This is a genomic window from uncultured Paenibacillus sp. (assembly GCF_963515335.1).
GTDB lineage: Bacteria > Bacillota > Bacilli > Paenibacillales > Paenibacillaceae > Paenibacillus_I.
Map to the genome: position 1 here is coordinate 1 of NZ_CAUPYC010000053.1, position 22,478 is coordinate 22,478.

Consider the following 22,478-nt stretch of genomic DNA (forward strand, 5'->3'; position numbering starts at 1 on the left):
CATGGCCGGCTCGTACATCAGTTCGAAGATTCGCCGCGCCGCCGGGACAGACATATGAAAGCCCATAACCGTGTAGTAGGCGCTGAAGAACAAATTAATGATGTAATTCAGATAAAAGGAAATCGCAATCAGCGTACCGATGGTCATTCTATCTTCCATCACCGCCAAGCCGCCCATGCCCCAGATCACAAACAACCCTACGATATTAATTACTATCGTTGATGCCGAGGCTTTCGCGTATTGCAAATTCAGATTCTTTATCGCATCCTCTGCGTCATTCATAACGGCGTACCCCTGTTTCAATCGCGTCTTTGCAACGGCGTACGCTTGAATGGCTTTCACCATCGTCAGATCTTCCTGGAGTCGCTCCATCTGATCTTCTTGCTTTTCTTGGACAATCTTGCTTAAGGAGGACAACTTCTTCCTGAACATCGCGTAGAGAACATACAAGAGCGGTAAAACCAAGGCCGCGGCCGCCACCATTCTCCAATCGATCGTAAACATAATGACGAGAATAAAGACGCCTACAAGAACATTCTGCAAGAATGAGATAAACTTATCCAAAAGAAGGTTTTGGACTGCATCCACATCCGATGTTATTCTTGAAAGTAACCTGCCTTTATGATTATCGCCATAAAAGCTCTGAGGCAGTTTTAAGAAATGACTGTACAAATCCATTCGTAATTTCAAAAACATACTCTTGCGAAGCCGGAGCTGTAAAGACGTTCGAGACAGGTATAAGAGTTCTTGAACGATCATGGTGGTCCCGATTACGGCTAGCATGATAAATAATAAACGCAGATTTCCTTGCATCATTCCTTGATCAATCAACTCTCTGTAGAAGAACGGATTCATCGCAGTAATAAAGGTGGAAAGCAAGAGGTTGACAGATAAGGCTGTTCCTTGCTTGTAGTGGGGGCGCAGAAGAGTGAAAAATCGCCGAATAATGGGCATCGAGTTCCCTCTTTATCGTTATTGGATATGTGTACAATATAGCATCTTAATTAGGGTGAAAACAACGAACGGCCGATTCCGTTACGCCGCGAAGCCGGTTGTTCATTATTTGGTTAGTGGCATGCAGTATGCATAAAAAGCATCGGTTCACACCGGCTGAATTGCCTGTTTTCTGCTGGCATGGCGCGCAAACAGCTTTCTATATTCATTGAAAATTAACACTGTAAACAATATAATCTTACTTAGGACTTTAGACATGTTCACATGGAGAGGAAGGGGGAGGCGCATTGAATGATAAGATCAAGGTAATGTTGGCCACGGAAGGAACGTACCCGTTCCATCAAGGCGGCGTAAGCACTTGGTGCGACATTTTAATTCAGAAGTTGCGGTCCGTGGACTACGTCATTTTCAGTGTGCTGATGAACCCGTTCGTCACGCAGAAATTTAAATTGCCTGAACAAGACGCGCTTATTAAGATGCCGCTTTGGGGGACGGAGGAGCCGGCGGAGCATCTGGAAACGCCGTTTTCACACATATATAAGCTGAAGAAGAACACGCATCACGCCGACATTGCCAAAAGGTTCATTCCATTGTTTCGCGATCTCATCTTGGAGATTCTTGCACAAAATAAAAACCCGGTTCATTTCGCGGACATTTTGCTGCAAATGCATGAATACTTTAAATACTTCGAGTATAAAGTCACGTTTAAATCCGAACTGACATGGAACGTATTTAAGGAATTAATTCTGAAAGCGGCAGCGGACAAAGATAATCGGATCGTGGAACCGGATATTTATGGATTAAATCAGAGCTTGGGCTGGATCTACAGGTTTCTTAATATTCTAAACACCCCGCTGCCTGAAGCGCATGTCACCCATTCTTCGGCGGCCGCGTTTTGCGGGATTCCGTGCGTTCTATCCAAGCTGGCGAACAATACTCCTTACCTGTTGACCGAACATGGCGTGTATCTTCGGGAACAATATTTATCTTTGTCGCGCAATGGTTATTCGTCGTATTTGAGCACGTTTTTAATCCGTTTTGTGCTTTCGATCACGAGCATGAATTATGCGTTTGCCGATCAGGTGTCTCCCGTGTGCCAGTACAATATGCGCTGGGAAACGCGATTCGGGGTTCATCCTTCCAATGTCAAGGTGATATACAACGGTGTGGACGAAAAGGTGTTCGTCGAAGCTTCCGGGACGGCGCCCCGGACTTCTCCAACCGTTGTCATGGTCGCGCGGATCGATCCGATTAAGGACATTATGAGCTTCATGCGTGCCGCCGCCCTGGTCAAAGAAAATATACCGGAGGCGAAATTCGTCGTATACGGTTCCGTATCCGTGCCGGAATATTACGAACAATGCCTGGCGGTAAAGGAAGAGCTGCAGTTAGAGCATTCCTTTATTTTTGCCGGACATACGAGCAATACGTCCGCAGCGTACCAGAGCGGTGACGTCATTGCGCTCTCAAGCATTTCCGAAGCGTTTCCCTATTCCGTAGTCGAAGCGATGATGACGGGCAAGCCGGTGATCGCCACGGATGTCGGCGGAGTCAAGGAGGCGTTGTCGGACACAGGCATTCTCGTACAGCCGCGCAACGAACGGGACATGGCCGACGGCATTTTGAAGCTGTTGCGAAATAGACAGCTGGCCGATGAATTGGGTAGAGAAGGACGACAGCGCGCGTTGAGCCTTTTTACATTGGACCGAGTGCTGGATCTGCACCTGAAAAGCTATATTACATTAGCCGTCAGAGCCGAAGAGCGCCTTCCTGCAGCGGCGGCTAATAAGAGCGAACCCGCCTCATCCGTTCTGGCGGAGCAGAAGCTTTACATGGAGAGAGGATATGCGTTAATCATGGGCGGCTACGATCAGAAAGCCATTGTACAGTTCCAGAAAGCGCTCTGGCTGCAGCCGAATTCCGTGCACGCGCCTGTGTTGTTGACGGAAATCGCGCAGGCGTTTAATCGAATCGGCGAGTATGACCGCGCGTTCCAGGAGCTGTATAAATACGAGGCATATGTCACTGTGGTTACGAACGGCGCGATAGAACGAAGCGCGTAGACCGTTCTATCGAAAGAAGGAGCAGCGACTATGGCGAAAGTGAAGAAGAGAGCTTTATGGGGATATTCGCCCGAATCGGTAGAACAAGCGGTTGCCCGGTGCAAGGAGCTTCACGAGGCGAACTGCGCCGACCTGAGAAAGGACATGGAGCGACTTGAACGGGAATGTTCAGAGCTTACGGCGAAGATCGCACGGCTCCGCGCAGAGAGTGAATCGCCTGAGCCAGACGAGGATATGGCGCGGCAGCTTCTTGACGAACATTATGCGGCAACCGCAAACGTGATCGAGTCTCAGACTGCGTATCGAGAGACGCTCGACAGACAGAAGGAGATCGAACGATGGGTGATCGAGCGGCAACAGTCACTCCTATCGAAAGTGAAAAACCAATTGATCGCAGTGTCGGAGCATAATGAGAAGGAAGACCGGTAGGAGAGGAGGTTGGGGCATTGAACGAATGGAAGAAGCTGCTGAAACGAAGGCTGTTCGGATTCCACCCGGCGAAGACGTCAGACTTCATCCGAAAGCTGCTGCTGTTTCAAGAGATGGAAACCGCCGAGCTGCGAGAGAAAGTTTCCGCGTGGGAGAAAGAGTACGAGTGGCTGCGGCGGGAAGCTTCGAGACTTGAGGGAGAACTTGAAGCAAGACGGAAGAGGGAAGAACGTGCCCAAGCTGCCGTTTCCCGGTTGGATGAGAGCAAGAAAGCGGTTCGAATGCTTGGCGAATATGAAGCGAACGCGTTCCGTGAACAAGCCGAGAAGAAAGCGGCGGAGCACCGAAGCAGCATCGAACGGATCGAGGAACAAAGTCGAACGTACGAGGAAACGTTCCAACTGTTGTTGGGGGAAGTCTCCGACTTGATCCGCAAGGTGGAGTCGCTGCATACGGCCGTTCCGTTGAAGGGGTTCGCTTCGGAGGCGGGAATGTCGTTCGCGGAGGCGGCGGCTTCCAAGGTACAGCTCGAAAGCAAGGCCGGTGCGGAAGAAGCGGAGCCGAACCCATCGATGCCAGCCCTGTTCGAGCTGCAGGAAGAGGAACTTGCGGCACTCCATAACCGTGCCAAGGTAATTCAATTCAAGCTAAGAAACATCGCGGAGCGGCAAACGCAAGAAGAAGCGATTTCGCATGAACAAGAACGAGGACAAGAGCAAGCTCTCGAACAAGTTCAAGATTCTAAGCGAGAGCAGGAAAGGACGAAGGAAGCGGAGGGAGAACTGGAGCAAGAGCGAGAACTGGCTGCCGCTTCCTCTTGGGGAACTGGAGCCTCGGGCGCGCCGTTGCGGTTGAACGTTAGAAAGCCGGAGACGCAGCGTGCTGCGAAGCGTTCCCCATCCACCTCTTCCTTCTGGGGTGACATAGATGATTATCTGAATACCGGGAGCGAGGAAGCGCCTTTCGGAGATCAGGCTGACGCATTTGAAGAGGGGACGGGGTCCGAATTTTTCGACACGTCGTCACATCGCAGCGACGAAACCCGGAAGCCGGCCACTGCAAGCCCGGCGGAGATGGAGCCAGTCGTCGAACGGCCGCCGGCCGCCTCCGTTAAAAACTCAAGCCCCATAGAGAGTCCTGCGCTAACAACGGAAATTGTTGCGATTCGCAACCGTTATATCGTCGGGAAATTGGCGGGGGAGGCTTTGTATGGTCAGGACGGTCGAATGATTATCGGCAAAAATCAGAAAATTACGTCTCAGGTTGTCCAGGAGGCCGACAAGGAAGGAAAGCTGCCCGACCTCATCATTCATATGATCGTTCCCGCGATGAGCGAAGGTGACAACGAGTGAGCCTTGTCTTGCAGGAACGCAGGGTGTTGTATGAGCAGATTGTAAATGACATTCAAAAACGCAATATGTTTCCGGAAGATCGATACGAAATCGCGGCCCTGTTGGAATCGATGGGGTGGAACGACAGCAGGGTGAGCGAGCAGTTCGGCATGCAGGATGTGTTTGAATTAGCGGATTTCATCTGGGAACAAATCCAGCAAAGAGTTGCCTTTACGCCGTTTGAACCGCCTCCGAAACGGAATCTGGTCTACCTCGTCTTCGAGTTGACCAAGAGTTTTCTCCGCGGAGTCATCTTCGCTTTGCCGATGGCGATATCCGTCCTTTCGATGTTAACCTTGAAGTTCTCCCTTTGGTCTTACGAGTACCTCAGCGTGGAATTGGCCACTTCTATCGCCATCGGGACGATTCTCAGCTTCATTGTCGTTGGAGGGTACACGCAAGCGATCGCCAGAAGAGGATTCTTCTACTTGTTCCAAGGCTATTACAATATGGGCCGGAGGGTCACGTTCAAATTTATTCGGCTTGGCTATCTTACTTGCTTGTGCTCGAGCGTCCTCATTTATGGCTTGAATTTGGCTTTTAATATTTTTCCTGCCGATATGTTTATTTATATCGTGCTCTACTTTTTCTTCCTCACTTCCATTTGGCTGTCTGTTACGGTGATGTATATTTTGCGACGAGAATTAACGTTCACCGGGCTGATCATTTTGGGTATCATTATCGTTTATTTGCTTATGAGCTTTACGCCGCTGGATATTATCTTTTCGCAGCTCATCTCGATCTTTTTCGTTTCCGTTATCGGTATGCTTTTGGTGCTTTATTACTTTAGGCAAGCTGAACGCAAAGAGGAGAAGGGCATTACGCCGCAGTTGCCGCGCATGTCGATCACGATTTACAGCGTAATGCCCTATTTTCTATACGGCTTCCTTTACTTTTTTTTTCTGTTTATCGACCGCATTAATGCGTGGTCAGCCAACGAAGCGTATATGCCCTATTTCATTTGGTTCCGGGGGGAGTACGAGCTCGGTCTCGATTTCGCCCTGCTTGTTCTTATGATTCCGCTTGGAGTCAGCGAAGTCATCGTGCACAAACTGATGCTGGATTTAGAGGATAGCCAGAAGAGGTTCTGGGGATCGGAAACCGATGAGATGAATCGCTATTTCAAGAAAGTTTACTATAAAATGCTAGGAATTATCGTCGTCGCTTCCATCGCCAGCGGCGCCTTGATCTGGAAAGGGATTTTCCTCGCCAATGCGTGGTATTCGGATTATTCCGGGAAGCTGCTGATTCGCGAGGATACGATTACCGAGTTCGTATTTATCGTTTCCTTAGCGTCTTACGTCATCCTGTCGATTGCTTTGATGAATGCGGTCATCTTGTTTTCGCTATCGCAAGCCGGGCTCGTGAACCGGTCGATCATTCCGGCCGTGGGATTAAATCTGATTGCGGGTTTTCTTTTAAGCCGTTGGTTCGAGTATCACTATGCGGTATTCGGTCTCTTGGCCGGCTCTATCGTGTTTGCCATTCTGACCTTGCGTCATATGTTGCGGGTTCTCGGGAAGCTGGATTATTACTTGTATGCGGCGAATTAGGGGGGGGAAGGGATGTATTCAAGCGTAACGAACCAGTTGTACCAGATAGGCCACTACCTGTTTGCCTTCTGGTTGCTGCTGATCCTCGTTCCGAGGCTGATCTTTCCCTCCGTATACTCCGATCGTTCTGAGCAAATCGTGTCCAATATGATGCGGATAACCGCCTTGTACATCGTTCTTGGTTACGTGCTTGTCGTCACGAAGCTCTTTGAGGTATTGGCCATTATCGGAATATTGGCATTTCTTATTGTATGGGCGTATGTTGCGCCTAAGAAGACCGAGGGTGCAGACGCCTTTACGGTGATCGGCGCCAGATTTTACGATCTGATCGAAGCCGCCTTTCGTCTGAAGCTCGGATGGAAATATTTTCAAGGTCGGAAGGTGTTTACAGATAAACGATTGTTTGTTAGAAAAGGGTCCGCTTCCGGGGTGGTTTCAGCCTGTCTGTTGATCGCCGTCATGGCGATGAGCGGCTATATCCGATGGTACGATGCTTGGAAAAATGCGGCACCTTCGATGTCCGACGGTGCCGTTATCTTGGCCTGGATGAAATACATAATCCGCCGCGAACTCTTTTATGATGGCATTTACCCGCAAGGGCAAATGATCATGATGGCCTATTTGCAAAAGTTCGCCCAGATCGATCCGTTGTATGTGCTCAAATACACGGGCGGATTGAGTACTTGGCTGATTGGACTCGGCTTGTATTTTACCGTATCTCGATTCACAAGCGGCCGACTGGCGGCCATTGCCGCAGCAGGAGCTTACGGATTGGCGGGAACGGCGCTGCACGGCAGCGATTGGGTGCGGCAAGCGGCGACCCTTCCGCAGGAATTCGCTTTGTTATTCCTGTTGCCGACGCTGTACTTCTTCTTCCGCTATTTCGAGAAGGGGCAACGGCGTGATCTCTGGACCGCCGCCGCAGGCTGCGCCGTGACGGGATTGTCCCACTTCATTGCGTTCGCGTATGCCGGTTTGGGCCTCGGCATCCTTATGATCATCGCCTTGTTTCAAGGAAAGGAAGGAAGAAGACGGTTTTGGACCGGAGCGGTTACCGGCATCGGCTGTGTCGTCGTTGTCTTTATTCCGATTGGATACGGTAGAATGCTCAGCGGCGGGCTGCACTCTTCTTCGGCGAATTTCCTTGCGGCTCGAGCGGTGTTCACCCCGCCGCCGTTGAACGTTTGGGATTACGTAGGTCTTTTCTGTTTATTCATTGTCGCGCTTGCCGGTTGTATCGCCCCCAGGGGCAAACGAATGGTTAACGTTTTCGTTTTCTTGTTCGGCTCCGCTAGTTTTCTCATCTATGCTTATGGCGGTACACTTACACAGAACGTTGTGATGCAAACCCGCAGCGAGAGCGCTTGGACGATTGCAACCAGTCTGGCGTTAGGGATGGCCTGGTACGCGATCGCGAACGCTTTGCTTCGCATGAAGGGGAATGCGAGGATCTGGACGGAAAGTATGTTGTGTGTCGGGTTTATTGTCTTCTTGGCCTTTCAAATAAGGCTGAAGCCGATTATCCCTTACAAGATGATGTGGAACAGCTCGGCGGAACAATATTTGGAGATGTCCAAGGAGAATTATCGGAATACGTGGATTGTTTTTTCACAAAGTGAAGGGTATTCGTTAGCGCTTGGCAACGGGAATCATCAGTATATTTCGACAATGATGAAAGATTACGATCCGAGGGCATTTCCGCTGACCCGAAGGGACGAAACGAAGCCGGACGTGAACGTGTCGTATCACATCTATATCGTAGAAGAAAAACAAGTGTATCGGCAAGACCCGAATTCGGACCTCTACTCGTTATTGGAGCCGGAATACGAACGCAGGGAATCGGAGTACCGGGAGCTGCGCAAATGGTTAGCGGATTATCAAGATTTCAATAAAGATTTGAAAATTTTCTATGAGGATCCCTACATAAAAGTGTATTACATCTATCGAGGGGCAGCTGAGGAGAGTCAGGCAGAAGTGGTATGGGGCAGGCCGATCTTAAGCGATCTGCTGAAGGAAATCACCAAATGACGAAGGATACACTATTTCCGGCTGGAGGAACGTTAACCATGGACTCGAAATCGGTCCTCATCATTATTCCCGCTTATAACGAAGAGCATAATATTTCCCGTGTGTTAACGGAGCTGCTTGCACTTTCGATAGATGCCGACATTCTCGTCGTGAACGACGGCTCGTCCGATCGAACGAAGGCGGTTGCCTCGGCTTTTCCAGTCCTGATAATCTCCCACCCATGTAATCTTGGATATGGAGCCTCGCTGCAAACCGGGTTCCAATTTGCCGAGCGCAGAGGTTATGATTATTGCCTGCAGTTCGATGCGGACGGGCAGCACAATGCTGACGAACTGCCTGGAATGATTGCCGCCGTGCGTCAAGACGACGCGGATATCGTGATCGGTTCGAGATTTCTGGAAGGCAAGGAGAACATGAAGATGGGGGTGATGAAGACCGCCGCGATCTCCTTCTTCCGAAGCTTGATTTATCGAACGACGAAGGCGCAAATTTCCGATCCCACCTCCGGTTTCAAAGGGATGAACCGTGCCGTATTTACGCATTATGCCAAGCAGAATGAATTTCCCGCGGACTTTCCGGATGCGGATATTCTGATTCGGATGCTCCTTCGGCGGTTTCGTATTAAGGAAATTCAGGCAACCATGCGTCCACGCGACCAAGGCGTCAGCATGCACAGCGGGTTGAAGCCGATTATGTATATGATGAAGATTATGCTCAGCGTGTTCCTTATTCTTATAAACGACCGGTTAACGAGAAGGGGGCAGACTCCATGAGTGTAATGGCGAAAATATTTGTATTTCTTTGCGGTCTTGTCTTTACTTATATCGTGCTCTTTCTGCTATTGAAGCGCAGAATAAACGAAAAGAATTCGATCGTCTGGTTTATATGTGTTGTCTCCATATTAATCGTATCGGCCAATCCCGGTCTATTGGATTGGGCCGCGGCGCGATTAGGAATCACGTATCCGCCTTCGTTGTTGTTCTTATTTTCGAATTTGGTGCTGCTCCTGCTCGTGCTGCATCAATCCACGCAAATTTCGGTATTAAATGATAAACTTAAGCAATTGGCGCAGCATATTTCCCTCTCGGAACAGGAGTCCAAGGATCATAACGATCAAGCCCCAATGGCTTAGATGTAGGAGTGAGCAAGGTGTCGATAGATTCCCTTCCGATTGCCCTTCTGCTCGCCTTGGCATCGGTTATTATGTTGTGCGGAGGGTTGGCGGCAAGTCATTCGATACGGATGCTGACGGAACGGTGGAACGACGCTCGGCGCGTAATGACGCAGCTTAAACCGTCGTCCGGTCTGGAGAACAACTTGAATTTGCTGTTAGAGTGGGTAGCACGGACCATTGACGTCCCTCAGTATGCTTTCTATATACTGGATGACAATAAACAAAAATATACTCTTAAAGCCATAAGACATCAAAAACCGCACATTGGCAAAGCGGCTCCTTCTTACAGCGGTTTAACGCCGTACAGCAGTCAACTGTTCCTGCCGCCAACCTCTTTATCGATGGATCGAGGAACGGCGAACCGTTTCGCTTGGGTTGAGGAAGAAGGCGTTCTTCTGTTGCAATTCGTGGTCGCAGACGGGTTCGGGATCGTCATTGCGGGTCCGATTCAACAGCGGCCGCGACGGATTGAGAAGAGGATCGCGCAGACCGCTGAACTGCTATCGCCGCTTGCGGAGTGGGTTTTCCAGGCCGAACGGCAGGCGCTGAAGGAGAATGCGGCCAATTTAACGAGTGCGGCATGGAAACAGTTGAGCCGCTTGGTGTCCGACCCCGAAGTTGTCGTGCAGATGGCGTTTCGCCTTGCGGCGAAGGCTCTCGATTTGGAGGAGGAGTCCGATTGGAACGTGGAACCGTCAGTCCCGGTCGCGGAGGGAGACTCCGCGGTAGTGATGGTTGCGGAAGAGGAGTCGGGCAAGCTTCGATTCATCTGTCGATATCGGACGCCGGGCCGGTCTGCGACACGAGTATTCCGGACAACCCGCATCCGGCATCGGATGAGTGTCCGGCACATCTCCGCTTCCCTCCTGGTGTCGTGTCAAGCGGCGGAGGAATATTATCGAGCTGCTTCGCGAACGAAGCTTTCCTATACGGGTAAGGTAGAAGCTTTAAAGCGATTATCAACCGTGATAGACAATGCGAATCCATGGACGGTCGGTTATTCGGAGCAAATGAGCCGTTATGCGTCTATCCTTGCTAAGGAGCTTGGCTTATCGGGCGAGCAAATTCAGGATATCGCGCTTGCCGCCTATCTGAGCAACATCGGGGCGCTCGGTCTTTCGGAAGACCTGCTGACGAAAGAAGGGAGGTATTCGGAAGACGATTTCGAACGAATGAAGCATCATGCGGATTTCGGCGCTTTGCTGGTGGAGATGACGCTCGGCAATAGAAGCGTGGCTGAATCGATCCGACATCATCATGAACGAATGGATGGACAAGGGTACCCGGGACGACTTCAAGGGGGACAAATCCCTATGGGGGCGCAGATCATTGCCGTCGTTCAAACCTACCTGGCGGCCATCAACGGCAGACCAAATCGAGAGCCGCTTCCCTTTGACGACGTCATCGCCAGGTTGCAGGCGGCTTCCGGCCCTCATCTCAATCAAGCGGCCGTAGAGGCATTCGTTGCCTGGTTTCATAGGAAACGGAGCGACGCCGGTTCCGGCTTCAAACCCTTGGGGGCATGTTGGGAGATGTGCTGCACGCCTTCCGCTTTGTGTGAAACCTGTCCGGTCTTCGGCGAAAGGCTCAAACCTTGCTGGGAGTTCGAGAGCAATCATTGTTTATCACATGGGAAGTCATGTAAGACCTGCTTTATTTATACGGAAGCGGAAGGACGGTCGATGAGGGAAGGAAAAATAAAGCGGGGGACAGAGGGGGGCACGGAATGATATCGAATTTGCTCAAGTGGTTGCGCGTCGGTCCGAATCAAGCGGAGTCGGGAATCGATCGATACATGATTTATTACGGAGCCGTAGATCATAGCATCGTGCAAAATCTCAAGAAGTACGATCTTGTTATCGTGGAGCCGCAGCATTGGACGACGGAACGGGTTCGTCAGTTGCAAGCGGCGGGGACCAGGGTGGTTGGATACGTGTCCGTGATGGAATGGCCGACGTGGAATGTCGAGCGGGGGAAAGGGCTGCGCTCTGCGGATTATTTGCTCCGTGACGGGCAGCGCGTTTATTTTTCAGAATGGGACTCATATTTAATGGATGTTCGCGAACCCCATTATCGGCAGTTGCTGGTGGATGAAATCGAGGGGCAGATCGCTAATAAAGGTATGGACGGATTGTTCCTTGATACGGTTGGCGATATCGAAGATCATATCCAACACACCCTGCTTCGCAACGAGATGATTCACGGATACCTTGCCTTGCTTGCCGACATCAGGAGCCGGTACCCGCGGCTGTGGCTGCTGCAAAATCGCGGCTTCCATTTCATCTCGCTGGCCGCTCGATATCTGGATGGCTTTCTCTGGGAGGACTGGCAGGACAGCAAAGTCTCCGAAGCCTGGGTACGTCAACAGATTCAGGCGTTGCAGCCTCTTAAGAAGGCCGGTCTGCTGCTCTTCGCGGTAAGCTGCGGTCCGGGAGCGTCGAAGGAAGGCAAGGCTGCCAGACGTCACGGCTTTGTTCATCTTTCTCGAGACAGCGACTATTCGGTTTGGTCCGAACCCTAAGGACAGAATGGAGGTGAACGAAATCCCGATGGCAGCATGGACGATAACTGGAAGCGGGTTTGAAATCTCGTCACTCTTGGCACTATATATCGCAGGGGGAATCCTCCTTCTCTGCGCCCTCCTGTCTATCTATGTTCTTAAAATCAGAGCGGATATGAAGAGGTTGTCGGATGTTCATAAATGGTTGGACAACATTCGTTCCCAACCGAACTTCGACCAGAAGATGACGGTTGTGCTTGAGGCAGTCAGCGTTCAGTTCGACGCGCTTTCCTATGCGCTATATCTATATGATGAACGATTCGATAAACTCATGCTTCGGGCTTCCCGGTTCCGGTCGGGACACGGTTCGGGAGCAACGGCTTCGAACGCGTTCATGTCGTCATCCGGCGATGTTTACAAGCCGGCCATGACCGCAATGAAGGAGTTCCTGACGACCAACACCGAGATCGTAAAGGAAGGGGAAGTTCCTTTACTTGTCTTGCCGATCAACGGGAAAGCGATCATAAGAATAGGCCCTGTCCCTCGCGTCTCGAGACGCGACAAGCGTAAGCTGAACCGCTGGATGGATTTCGTGAAACCGATGGTGGACGAAGTCATCGAAGCGGAGCGGGTGAAGGAACAATCCCAGATCGCATTGGCATCGAAGAACGCTATCGTGAACATCAGCAAGATCGCATTGGAAGAGGATCAAGCGCTCGAACAAATCTTGCCGTTCTGTTTAAACACCTTGAAGGTTTCCGGAGGATGTCTCGTGCAGGCCGACCGTACGGGAAGCCGCGTCAAGGTCGCAGCCGGCGTAAAGTCGGATATAGCGAAGCGATTCGCTGAGGATGCGGAGACGCTTGACGCGTACCGTACGTTGTCCAGCAAGGAGAACATTCACTACGTGCAAGGGCCGTTGCCTTCCTACTTCGCGGAAGAAGGGATGCAGCATGTTCTGCTCGTCTCCGTCGGCAGCCATTACTATGCGTTCTGGTGCAAAAACATTCAGGAGCGGCGTTGGATGAACCTCTTTTTACAAACCTTGATCGAAAACTACCGCCAATTCTCAAGGGCGCAAACGGCCTACCTGCGCGGTTCTGGAGCATATGTTCCGCTGCTGCAAGCGTTGGCGAGGCTGTTGGACGACCTGAGCCCGAATACGATTGGATATTCCGAGCTGATGAGCCGTTACAGCATTATCATTGCGAAACAGCTCGGTTTGAAGAACGACGAGATCCGGGACGTTGCCATTGCCGCTTACTTAAGCCATATCGGTACGATCGCTCTCTCGAGCGCTTTGTTCCAGAAGGAGGGCCAATATACGGAGGCGGAATTCGAATTAATGAAGCTGCACGCCGAGGTCAGCGCGTTAATCGTCTCCTTCGCGACCGGCAATGAGAGAGCCGCTTCTTATATTCGGCATCACCATGAACGTATGGACGGTCACGGATATCCTGCGGGACTCAAGGGTGCTGAAATTCCGGTAGGGTCCAGAATTATCGCGGTGGTTCAGACGTTCCTGGCGAAGGTGAACGGTCGGAATTACCGGGAGCCGCTTTCCTTCAACCAGACACTTCAGATGCTGCGGTCGTCCAGCGGACAGCAGATGGATTCGGAGATCGTGGAAGCATTCTTGGACTGGTATGCCGATAAGCGAAGCGGCCGGATCGACTCCGTCCGATCCCTCGGGGCGTGCAGCGATATGTGCTGCGTCCCCGAGAGTATCTGCCGTTCTTGTCCGGCCTTCGGGAGAACCGATGCGAATTGTTGGGAGACGGAAGGGGTACTTTGCACCGCTCACGGCAAAACGTGTGACAGCTGCTTCGTCAAGACGGAATTTGTTTCAAGAAAGAGTTTATCGGTGAAAGGCACGGTCTCATAGGTTTAAACAACTGGCTAGAGTCACATTATACGACAGTGGGGAAGGAGGGTGTGATCCATCTTATGAAGGTCGTTTACCTGGTTTTAGTCTCCTCTTTGTTGGGTACGCTCGGCAACATGCTTTGGAAGATGCAATTTTCTAGGCAACCGCTGGATTTATCCTCCATCCCCTCCATCGTCAGCACGTTTCTGTCTTGGAAGGTGCTGATTGGGGGTATTTTTTACTTTTGCTCGATGATTATGTTCTTTTACTTGCTTTCCAACTTCAGGATGTCCGTCATTATTCCTCTTCAATCCATTACGTACATTTTAAATTTATTCGTCGCTTTTGCCCTGTTTAAAGAAAAGATCTCGGTGGGCCAAATGCTCGGCACTATTATCATTATGGCAGGAATCATTGTACTTTTGCGCGCTAACGATGCTGCCGTCGAGACGGGATGAGGGCTGCTCTTTGGTCCGTCTCACCGATAGCCCGGCGTCTGCGTTTCCGTGTGCTCCGGCAGCATGCCGATCAAGCCGGCTCCAAGCGCCTGCATCGCCGTTTTCACCAGAATCTGGCCAACGATGGCGCTGCCGACCGCCTCCCACGGCAGAAAGCCCGCGCCGAGCGGCGACAAGCCGATCAGGACGAAAAGCACGCTGTCGACGACACCGCCGACCAGCCCGCTGTACAGCACCCGGAGGGAGATCGGCAGCCGCAGCCTGGAATAGATCTCCGTATCGGTCGTTTCGGAGACCGCGAACGTCGCGGCCGAGGCGAATACGATCCACAGCGTGTCGCCCAGCAGGAAAGACGTCGTTGCGGATATCAGCATCGCCGCCGCGATCGTGGCGTAAGTCAGCTTCCGGCCGACCGCATTCTGGACAAAGTCGCGGAGCACGAAGGTCGCGCCGATCAGGAACGTGCCGACCGGGACGATGAACGCGCCGAAGCGCAGCGGATCGAGCGACGCGGTCAAGATGTTGGCCGCCGCGATAACCGCTACATAAAGCATAACCCATAGTTTGTTCATGTTAAGCGCCTCCTCAGCGGTTATCCACTTTTTCCGGATAGAGATCATGGTTCATCAGGCGGTGCTCGGCCATCGCTTCGTATTTCGTGCCCGGCTTGCCGTAGTTGCAATACGGATCGATGGAAATGCCGCCGCGCGGCGTGAATTTGCCCCATACCTCGATATACAGCGGGTCCATCAGGCCGATCAGGTCGTTCATGATAATGTTGACGCAATCCTCGTGGAAATCGCCGTGGTTGCGGAAGCTGAACAGATACAGCTTGAGCGATTTGCTCTCCACCATGCGAACGTCCGGGATATAGGAAATATAAATCGTCGCGAAATCCGGCTGTCCGGTCATCGGGCAAAGGCTGGTGAACTCGGGACAATTGAACTTCACGAAATAAGGGCGGCCCCGGTGCTTGTTCTCGAACGATTCCAGCAGCTTCGGATCGTACGTGAATACATAGGAGGCGCCTTGATTGCCGAGCAGCGTAATATCCTTCAGTTCTTCGGCGTTTCTACCTGCAGTCATAAAAAAAATCTCCTCTCTTTTCCGCCGACGCTCCCGCCGGGTCTGAAAAGAAGAACGAGATTTCGTGAAACCGTCTCAAAAACCTAAGCAAAAACAAACGATGCCGTCGGCAGCGTCTGGTCTTAGTTTTTTATAGAGGGAGTTCGCGAACCTCTCCTGCCGCCTGAACCGGCCGCAGATTTTCTTCTTCGGTTATCGTAGTTACTATAGCACAGCCGCCGCAACGTTGCACGCGAAAGTTTTCGGCAATGGTGGAAAGCTGATATAATGGGCACAGAATAAGATTGGACATCGCATAAATGATAATGAACCGGCTTAAGCTGACGGGAGACAACGCAGGATGAACAATAAGGAATGGAACGGCTCGGAAGAGCGTTACGCCGCGGAGCGGGCGGCATTGCTGGAGCGGCTGGAGGCTGATCCGGACCTTGTCTTCGAGCAGAGGATCGCCGTCGAGGTGGAGCCCGCGCACGCGGATTTCTGGCTGACTTTCGCCGCCGAATGGGGCGGAGCGCTGCATATGCTCGACGAGACGAACGCCAAACGGTTCGAGCTCGGCACGATCGATGAATCGCAATACGAATACGCGCGGCGGTCGTACCGGCTGGGACAGATCGTATTAAGCGAGCTGTATGACAGGCTGAAGGCATCGTCTGAACACGGCGGGGGCGCACAGTCGTTCCGGCTGCCGTTCGGCATGCTGGACTGCTACTTCGTGCCCGCCTATTTGCATGATTTCGGCCAAGCGCGTCCGGACCTCAAGCCCCTGTGCAAAGCCTACATCGAGAAAGTCAGGCAGGCGTTCACCGATGACGGAGGCGCCCCGCTTGAAGAAACCGTGCGCCTGTTGGACGAGACGGTCGGCACGTACATCAGGGAGTTGCGCCGGTTCGCTTCCCGGGGCCGGCAGTAGTTTATTGAACGACAACATCCTATAACCTGCGCGAAGTTAGGGAGGACGGTTATGTCGATCTACGATATCGAGGTGACCGCCATCGGCGGCAGCAAGCATCTGCTTGCGGAATACAAGGGAAAAGTGCTGCTCATCGTCAATACCGCCAGCCAATGCGGCTTCACACCGCAGTACACCGGGCTGCAGCGGCTGTATGAGCGGAATCGGCAGGCCGGCCTGACCGTTCTCGGTTTTCCGTGCAACCAGTTCAATAATCAGGACCCGGGAACCGAGGAGGAGATCGCCGCATTCTGCGAGCTTAACCACGGGGTTGCGTTTCCCATGTTCGCCAAAATCGACGTCAACGGGCCGGACCGGCATCCGCTGTATCGGCACCTGACACGCGAAGCCCCAGGCTTGTTCGGCTCGAAGACGATCAAATGGAATTTCACGAAGTTTCTCGTTGACCGTGACGGAAGCGTGCTCAAGCGGTTCGCACCCGCCAGAACGCCCGAGCAGATCGAAAAGCATATCCGAAAGCTGCTTCAGCAGCCGGCCGTCGGTTCGTGACCGCATATAACGGGAACAGGGAAAAGCTTTTCCCGAGTGGTATAGGTTTTCAAAAATAGTCGACACAAATCTCCGGTTTGATGAAATCATGGCTTAATACGGGAGGCATGCCGAACGATGACGGAACAATACCGGGTGGAGCGGGACACGATGGGCGAGGTGCGTGTGCCGGCGGACAGGCTGTGGGGCGCGCAGACGCAGCGAAGCCTCGACAATTTCAGGATCGGCGGGCAGCGGATGCCGGTTGAGGTCATTCACGCCCTCGCCCTCCTCAAGAAAGCGGCCGCGGAAACGAATGCCTCGCTGGGGAAGCTGTCGCAGACGAAGGCGGCGGCGATCGCGGCAGCCGCGGACGAGATCGTCACTGGCCGGCTCGACGGCGAATTTCCGCTTGTGGTCTGGCAGACGGGCAGCGGCACGCAGACCAATATGAACGTCAACGAGGTGATCGCGCACGTCGCCAACCGGCAGCTCGGGGACAAGGGCGCCAATGAGCGCGTTCATCCGAACGACGACGTCAACCGTTCGCAAAGCTCGAACGACGTGTTCCCGTCCGCGATGCATGTGGCGGCGGCGATCGCGGTGCACGACAAGCTGCTGCCGGCTCTGGAAAAGCTCGCCGCCACGCTTGCCGCCAAGGCGCAGGCGTTCGCCGGCATCGTCAAAATCGGCCGCACCCATCTGCAGGATGCGACGCCGCTGACGCTCGGCCAGGAAATCGGCGGCTGGCAGGCGATGCTGGAGACGAGCGGCGCGATGGTGCGCGAGTCGGCCGGCCGTCTCGCGGAGCTGGCGATCGGCGGCACGGCCGTCGGAACCGGGCTGAACGCGCCGGCCGAATTCGGGCCCCGTGCGGCGGCGGCGGTATCCGCCTACACGGGCAAGCGGTTCGTGTCGGCACCGAACAAGTTTCAGGCGCTGACCAGCCACGACGCGCTCGTCTATGCGCACGGCGCGCTGAAGGCGCTCGCGGCCGACCTGATGAAGCTTGCCAACGACATCCGCTGGCTGGCCAGCGGCCCGCGCAGCGGTATCGGCGAGCTGACCATTCCCGCCAATGAGCCGGGAAGCTCGATCATGCCGGGCAAGGTCAATCCGACGCAAAGCGAAGCGTTGACGATGGTCGTCTGCCAGGTGATGGGCAACGACGCGGCGATCGGCTTCGCGGCGAGCCAGGGCAATTTTGAATTGAACGTGTTCAAGCCGGTCATTATTTACAACTTTCTGCAATCCGTCAACCTGCTCGCGGACGCGATGCTGGCGTTCGAGCAAAAATGCGCCTTCGGCATCGAGCCGAACCTGCCCGTCATCGAAAGCCACCTGGAACGGTCGCTGATGCTGGTGACCGCGCTGAATCCGCACATCGGCTACGAGAATGCGGCCGCCATCGCCAAAAAGGCGCACGCGGAAGGGCTGACGCTGCGGGAAGCGGCGATGCAAAGCGGCCTGATCGACGGCGCGCGGTTCGATGAAATCGTCAAGCCGGAACGGATGACCGGGCCGGAAGGAGCACCCGCGAGTCCGTGAAATGGTTTTGCGTTCCGGGAACGATTCAAGTATGATGGAATGTGACGAATTCTAATGGATAGAGGAGAGTTACCTCGAATGAGCGCAAAAACCGGGCATTGCAAAATCGTAGACTGCACGATCCGCGACGGCGGACTCGTCAACAATTGGGATTTCAGCGTCGAGTTCGTTCAGCACTTGTACCGCACCCTGAACGAAGCCGGCGTAGATTATATGGAGATCGGGTACAAAAATTCGCCGAAGCTGCTCAAGGGCGCGGACGCCGCGGGACCATGGCGGTTTCTGGACGACGATTTCCTGCGCAAGGTGATCCCGCAGAAGGGCGGCACGAAGCTTTCCGCTCTGGTGGACATCGGCCGTGTGGATGAGAACGATATTTTGCCGCGCGAGGAAAGCCTGCTTGATCTGATCCGCGTCGCCTGCTACATCCAGGATGTGGACAAGGCGCTGAGGCTGGTCCGGCTGTTCCACGACCGCGGATACGAGACGACGCTGAACATTATGGCGCTCTCCAACGTCATGGAGCACCAGCTGCTCGAAGCCTTCGAAGAGATCGCCGAAAGCGTCGTCGACGTCGTCTATATCGTCGACTCTTACGGCAGCCTGCTGCCGAACGACATCGACCAGCTGGTCGAGAAGTTCCGGAAGCATCTTCCGAACAAACGGCTTGGCGTGCATATGCACAACAACATGCAGATGGGCTTCGCGAACACGCTGCTTGGAGCGCAAAAGGGCGTAGAGCTGCTCGACGCGTCGGTCTACGGCATGGGCCGCGCCGCCGGCAACTGCCCGACGGAGCTGCTTGTGGCCAACCTGAAGAACTCGAAATACGATCTCCGTCCGGTGCTCGACATGATCGAGAACTATATGATCCCGCTTCGCGAGAAGGAAGAGTGGGGCTATATCATCCCGTACATGATCACCGGCATGCTGGACGAGCATCCTCGCTCGGCGATGGCGCTGCGCAACACGCCGGACAAGGACAAGGCGGTCGATTTCTACGACAAGCTGACGACGCCGGAAGTGCTGCACGACAAATAAGAAGATTGGCGGAATGGAGATGCCGGGCGACATCTGCCCGGCTTGTTCCGGTTTAGTTAACGGTGATGATGAGTTTTGCAGGAAACAAATCGGTGCGTGTCCGGCTCAAATAACGATAAATCTTCCAGTTAGTGTATCCGAACGACATCATAGCGGGCTGTTTTCCCGTTGCTTTGCAGAGCCTTGTCTTGGGGAGCAGCGCGAGTGGAATCCGGCGCTGTTCGTGTTTTGCGGCGGCTCAATAGCCGGCCAGCACGCCGTCTCCGCGGATGGCGGCGGCGTTGTGCTGCACGTTCGGGTGCAAATAGCCGATGCCTTCGAAGCGCCGCCCCCCGGCGGTAACGGCCGCCAGCTCGATCCGGATGTCGTCGCTCGTCCAAAACCGGGTCAGCACGTCCGTCTGCGCAATGCCGTTCACGTCGATATACCAAAGCCGCGACCCCATCTCGGTGTTGACGGCCAGCCGGGCGGAGGAGAACGTCAGCCTGCAGCCCACCCCTTGCTGGGCGATATGCAATTCCGCCAATTCAAACACATCCACGCTTTCATTTCCCCCCTGCAAAAGTTATCCGGATTGTTACTCACGATTTTACTCACGGACTCCGCCAATTGCAACATTGCGCCTTTTTCCTGCGTCTGTAAGTCGAACCGAAAAAAAGGGGGGTTCTTCTTGTGCGGAATAAGGGAAATAGAAAACCGGGGCTTCGTGCGGCGCTGCTGTTCCTATTGGCTCTGATGCTGCTTGCCGCCTGTTCCGACGGCAGCGGCGGCAACGATGCCGCGTCGGATTCGGCCGGAGGCGGAAGCGAAAGCGAAACGGCCGACCGCGGCACAACAAACAGAGGCGACCGTGCGGCGCCCGAGGAAAGCGCGGAGCCAAGCGCGGGCGATGGGCCGGCGGAAGGCGGTGAGCGCGGGGGCGGCAAACGCCGGGTCGGAGAACAGCCCCAAGCGGCGCCCGGTCAGTTAACGGCGGGAGAATGGCGCGATACGGACAACTGGCGGCAATGGCAGAGCTTGCTGAACAGCCGCGAAGGCGACAGCTATCAACGGCAGTGGAGCTTTTACCGGTTCGATCGTCTGGTCGTGACGGCCACGGCTGCCGGGAAACCGCTGGTCGACGCGGCCGTCTCGGTGCGGGATGCGCAAGGACAGACCGTCTGGGAAGCCCGAACGGATGCGAGCGGCAAGGCCTACCTGTTTGCAGGGCTGTTCGGCGGGCGGCAAACGGATGGCCAAAGGAACGGGCAGTACGAAAACATGCCTGCCGACGATGCCGCCTCGACCGGACGCTCCGAACCCGTACCTGGCCGCGAACGCGGCAACGGCGGGTATTCGGTCGAGATCCGAAGCGGCAGCGACGTCAGACGGTTCAAGAATGTCCCGATTCCGCGCAGCGAGCCGCTCCGGGCGGTTTTTGACGGCCCGGCCCGGCTGCCGGCGGCGGTCGATCTGATGTTCGTCGTCGATACGACCGGCTCGATGCAGGACGAGATCGATTTTTTGCGGGAGGAGCTCAAGGACGTCATCGACCGGGCCCGCAACGGCGTGAACGAACGGCTGTCGATCGGCGTCAGCACGAATTTTTACCGTGACCGGTATGATGAGTATCTGGTGAAGCCGTATCCGTTCACAGAGAACGTCGATCAGGCGATCAAGCAGATCGCGGCGGAGCAAGCCGCCGGGGGAGGCGATTATCCCGAGGCGGTGGATGAAGCGCTGGATGACGCCCTTAACGGGCATGACTGGAGCGAGGAGGCAAGAGCGCGGCTGCTCTTCCTTGTGCTGGATGCGCCTCCGCACGATCAGCCTGAAATCGTTGAGCGCCTGCAGCGGCTGACTTCCGATGCGGCCGCGAAAGGCGTGCGCGTCATTCCGGTCGCTTCCAGCGGGGTTGATGTGCAGACCGAATACTTGATGCGGTTCCTGGCGTCGGCCACCGGCGGCACGTATGTGTTCCTCACCGACGACAGCGGCATCGGCAACGATCACCTCGAGCCGGCCGTCGGCGAATACGAGGTAAAGCCGTTGAACGATTTGCTCGTGGAGGTTATCCGGCGCTATACGGAGCCTGGAAGCGGCAGCGAATGAAGTAGGCGTCCTCCATGGTTGGCGTCTGCTCGGCAAAATCGGGCCGCGGCGGACGGACGGACACCATGCTCACCCGCAGGAGACCGTCTTCGGCCCGAACACGCAGCACCGCGGAAGCATCGATTGCCCGGTACTGCTCTTCCGAAAGCGTGCCTTCCCATACCGAAGCGGGAAGCCCGCCCAGCCATTCGGCGATATGGCCGTGAAACCGGACGCGCCCTTCGTCGAGCCATATCACACGGTTCGCCCATGCCTCCCACTCGTTCAGCTCATGCGTGGAGACGATGACGGTGCGGCTGCGCGCGTAATCGGCCAATTGGCGGATGAACAGCAGCCGCTCCAGGCTGTCGAGCGCGTTGAGCGGCTCATCGAGAAACAGGTAAGCGGGCTTCCCGATCCACGCTTGCGCAAGCGCGATCCGCTGCCGGATGCCTTGCGCGAGCGTTTTTATTTTCCGGCTCCGGTAAGGAACGAGGCGAAATTGCTCCAGCAGCGGCTCAACCGCCATTTGTTCGCCCACGGCGCCTTTCAACTGGGCCATATAGCGCAGCAGGCGGACGACCGTCATCTCCTCATACAAGCTTACGTCCGTAGGCACGTATCCGATCGAGGCGCGAATCGCGGACAGGCTGCGATCCATCGTCAACCCGCCGTAGCGGATTGCTCCCTCGTCCGGCGTCTCAGCCGTTGCCAGCAGATGAAGCAGCGAGGTTTTACCCGCTCCGTTGCGCCCGGCCAGCAGCGTAATGCCGCTGCCGATCGACAGCCGGGGCACATGCAGCCGAAACTTCCGGTCCTGCTTCCCGGAGGGAGACCAGGCAAGCTTATCGATTTCAAGCAAGACGAGTCCTCCT

At 54.3% G+C, this 22,478-nt stretch carries 21 protein-coding genes and 1 riboswitch; of the genes, 16 read left to right on the plus strand and 5 right to left on the minus strand.

What is annotated here, in order from left to right:
* Positions 1–954 (minus strand): ABC transporter ATP-binding protein (locus tag RWM61_RS15160; protein WP_314002260.1); only part of this gene is annotated, 954 nt, incomplete at its 3' end.
* Between the two features lie 287 nt (positions 955–1,241).
* Here RWM61_RS15160 and pelF point away from each other — a divergent pair.
* The 11 genes from pelF (at position 1,242) to RWM61_RS15215 (ending at position 14,417) form a co-directional block, all read left to right on the plus strand.
* The gene (pelF, locus tag RWM61_RS15165; protein WP_314002262.1) at positions 1,242–3,017 is read left to right on the plus strand and encodes a GT4 family glycosyltransferase PelF; all 1,776 of its coding nucleotides are present in this window, start codon (positions 1,242–1,244) and stop codon (positions 3,015–3,017) included.
* 30 nt (positions 3,018–3,047) lie between these two features.
* Positions 3,048–3,446, plus strand: coding sequence for a hypothetical protein (locus RWM61_RS15170; RefSeq protein WP_314002264.1), 399 nt, complete (start codon positions 3,048–3,050; stop codon positions 3,444–3,446).
* Positions 3,447–3,463: 17 nt separating this feature from the next.
* Positions 3,464–4,798: a hypothetical protein gene (locus RWM61_RS15175; protein WP_314002266.1), complete on the plus strand. Its 1,335-nt coding sequence runs from the start codon at positions 3,464–3,466 to the stop codon at positions 4,796–4,798.
* Positions 4,795–6,390: a hypothetical protein gene (locus RWM61_RS15180; protein ID WP_314002268.1), complete on the plus strand. Its 1,596-nt coding sequence runs from the start codon at positions 4,795–4,797 to the stop codon at positions 6,388–6,390. The genes RWM61_RS15175 and RWM61_RS15180 overlap by 4 nt, the downstream gene beginning before the upstream one ends.
* A gap of 12 nt (positions 6,391–6,402) precedes the next feature.
* Entirely contained in the window at positions 6,403–8,418 is a 2,016-nt protein-coding gene (locus tag RWM61_RS15185; protein ID WP_314002270.1) for a hypothetical protein, read from the plus strand.
* Positions 8,370–9,191: a glycosyltransferase family 2 protein gene (locus tag RWM61_RS15190; RefSeq protein WP_314002271.1), complete on the plus strand. Its 822-nt coding sequence runs from the start codon at positions 8,370–8,372 to the stop codon at positions 9,189–9,191. The genes RWM61_RS15185 and RWM61_RS15190 overlap by 49 nt, the downstream gene beginning before the upstream one ends.
* A complete protein-coding gene (locus RWM61_RS15195; protein WP_314002273.1) occupies positions 9,188–9,550 on the plus strand; it encodes a DUF2304 domain-containing protein in 363 nt (120 codons plus the stop codon). The genes RWM61_RS15190 and RWM61_RS15195 overlap by 4 nt, the downstream gene beginning before the upstream one ends.
* 449 nt (positions 9,551–9,999) lie before the next feature.
* Entirely contained in the window at positions 10,000–11,322 is a 1,323-nt protein-coding gene (locus RWM61_RS15200; RefSeq protein ID WP_314002310.1) for an HD domain-containing phosphohydrolase, read from the plus strand.
* Positions 11,319–12,113, plus strand: a complete 795-nt coding sequence (locus tag RWM61_RS15205) for an endo alpha-1,4 polygalactosaminidase (protein WP_314002275.1) — start codon at positions 11,319–11,321, stop codon at positions 12,111–12,113. The genes RWM61_RS15200 and RWM61_RS15205 overlap by 4 nt, the downstream gene beginning before the upstream one ends.
* Before the next feature lie 184 nt (positions 12,114–12,297).
* A complete protein-coding gene (locus RWM61_RS15210; RefSeq protein WP_314002277.1) occupies positions 12,298–13,977 on the plus strand; it encodes an HD domain-containing phosphohydrolase in 1,680 nt (559 codons plus the stop codon).
* Positions 13,978–14,012: 35 nt separating this feature from the next.
* The gene (locus tag RWM61_RS15215) at positions 14,013–14,417 is read left to right on the plus strand and encodes an EamA family transporter (protein ID WP_314002279.1); all 405 of its coding nucleotides are present in this window, start codon (positions 14,013–14,015) and stop codon (positions 14,415–14,417) included.
* Positions 14,418–14,437: 20 nt separating this feature from the next.
* Here RWM61_RS15215 and RWM61_RS15220 read toward each other — a convergent pair whose 3' ends face one another.
* Together RWM61_RS15220 and queF are read right to left on the minus strand one after the other, a co-directional pair.
* On the minus strand, positions 14,438–14,989 hold the full coding sequence (locus RWM61_RS15220; RefSeq protein WP_314002281.1) for a VUT family protein: 552 nt from the start codon (positions 14,987–14,989) through the stop codon (positions 14,438–14,440).
* A gap of 13 nt (positions 14,990–15,002) precedes the next feature.
* Positions 15,003–15,503 carry a preQ(1) synthase gene (gene queF, locus RWM61_RS15225; RefSeq protein ID WP_314002284.1) on the minus strand — a complete coding sequence of 167 codons (501 nt, stop codon included), beginning with the start codon at positions 15,501–15,503 and terminating at the stop codon, positions 15,003–15,005.
* Between the two features lie 116 nt (positions 15,504–15,619).
* Positions 15,620–15,663: riboswitch (PreQ1 riboswitch) on the minus strand.
* Positions 15,664–15,843: 180 nt separating this feature from the next.
* Between queF and RWM61_RS15230 the strand changes: the two genes are divergently transcribed.
* The 4 genes from RWM61_RS15230 (at position 15,844) to RWM61_RS15245 (ending at position 19,533) form a co-directional block, all read left to right on the plus strand.
* A complete protein-coding gene (locus tag RWM61_RS15230; RefSeq protein WP_314002286.1) occupies positions 15,844–16,416 on the plus strand; it encodes a hypothetical protein in 573 nt (190 codons plus the stop codon).
* A 51-nt stretch (positions 16,417–16,467) separates the two neighbouring features.
* Entirely contained in the window at positions 16,468–16,965 is a 498-nt protein-coding gene (locus tag RWM61_RS15235) for a glutathione peroxidase (protein ID WP_314002288.1), read from the plus strand.
* Between the two features lie 117 nt (positions 16,966–17,082).
* Positions 17,083–18,492, plus strand: a complete 1,410-nt coding sequence (fumC, locus tag RWM61_RS15240; protein WP_314002290.1) for a class II fumarate hydratase — start codon at positions 17,083–17,085, stop codon at positions 18,490–18,492.
* Between the two features lie 78 nt (positions 18,493–18,570).
* Complete coding sequence (locus RWM61_RS15245; protein ID WP_314002292.1) at positions 18,571–19,533, plus strand: aldolase catalytic domain-containing protein; 963 nt, start codon at positions 18,571–18,573, stop codon at positions 19,531–19,533.
* 238 nt (positions 19,534–19,771) lie between these two features.
* Here RWM61_RS15245 and RWM61_RS15250 read toward each other — a convergent pair whose 3' ends face one another.
* Positions 19,772–20,074, minus strand: a complete 303-nt coding sequence (locus tag RWM61_RS15250; protein WP_314002294.1) for a hypothetical protein — start codon at positions 20,072–20,074, stop codon at positions 19,772–19,774.
* Positions 20,075–20,205: 131 nt separating this feature from the next.
* Here RWM61_RS15250 and RWM61_RS15255 point away from each other — a divergent pair, with 131 nt between their 5' ends.
* Positions 20,206–21,624, plus strand: coding sequence for a VWA domain-containing protein (locus RWM61_RS15255; protein WP_314002296.1), 1,419 nt, complete (start codon positions 20,206–20,208; stop codon positions 21,622–21,624).
* On the opposite strand, the gene RWM61_RS15260 is transcribed toward RWM61_RS15255, so the two are convergent.
* Complete coding sequence (locus RWM61_RS15260) at positions 21,584–22,465, minus strand: ABC transporter ATP-binding protein (RefSeq protein ID WP_314002298.1); 882 nt, start codon at positions 22,463–22,465, stop codon at positions 21,584–21,586. The two genes, RWM61_RS15255 and RWM61_RS15260, sit on opposite strands and share 41 nt — an antisense overlap.
* Between the last annotated feature and the right edge of the window lie 13 nt (positions 22,466–22,478).

Excerpts from the sequence above, each read along its gene's own strand:
- RWM61_RS15195 (WP_314002273.1), top strand. The coding sequence starts at position 9,188 with ATGAGTGTAATGGCGAAAATATTTGTATTTCTTTGCGGTCTTGTCTTT.
- RWM61_RS15245 (WP_314002292.1), top strand. The coding sequence starts at position 18,571 with ATGAGCGCAAAAACCGGGCATTGCAAAATCGTAGACTGCACGATCCGC.
- RWM61_RS15205 (WP_314002275.1), top strand. The coding sequence starts at position 11,319 with ATGATATCGAATTTGCTCAAGTGGTTGCGCGTCGGTCCGAATCAAGCG.
- RWM61_RS15190 (WP_314002271.1), top strand. The coding sequence starts at position 8,370 with ATGGGGCAGGCCGATCTTAAGCGATCTGCTGAAGGAAATCACCAAATG.
- RWM61_RS15170 (WP_314002264.1), top strand. The coding sequence starts at position 3,048 with ATGGCGAAAGTGAAGAAGAGAGCTTTATGGGGATATTCGCCCGAATCG.
- RWM61_RS15230 (WP_314002286.1), top strand. The coding sequence starts at position 15,844 with ATGAACAATAAGGAATGGAACGGCTCGGAAGAGCGTTACGCCGCGGAG.
- queF (WP_314002284.1), bottom strand. The coding sequence starts at position 15,503 with ATGACTGCAGGTAGAAACGCCGAAGAACTGAAGGATATTACGCTGCTC.
- RWM61_RS15235 (WP_314002288.1), top strand. The coding sequence starts at position 16,468 with ATGTCGATCTACGATATCGAGGTGACCGCCATCGGCGGCAGCAAGCAT.
- fumC (WP_314002290.1), top strand. The coding sequence starts at position 17,083 with ATGACGGAACAATACCGGGTGGAGCGGGACACGATGGGCGAGGTGCGT.
- RWM61_RS15220 (WP_314002281.1), bottom strand. The coding sequence starts at position 14,989 with ATGAACAAACTATGGGTTATGCTTTATGTAGCGGTTATCGCGGCGGCC.
- RWM61_RS15185 (WP_314002270.1), top strand. The coding sequence starts at position 6,403 with ATGTATTCAAGCGTAACGAACCAGTTGTACCAGATAGGCCACTACCTG.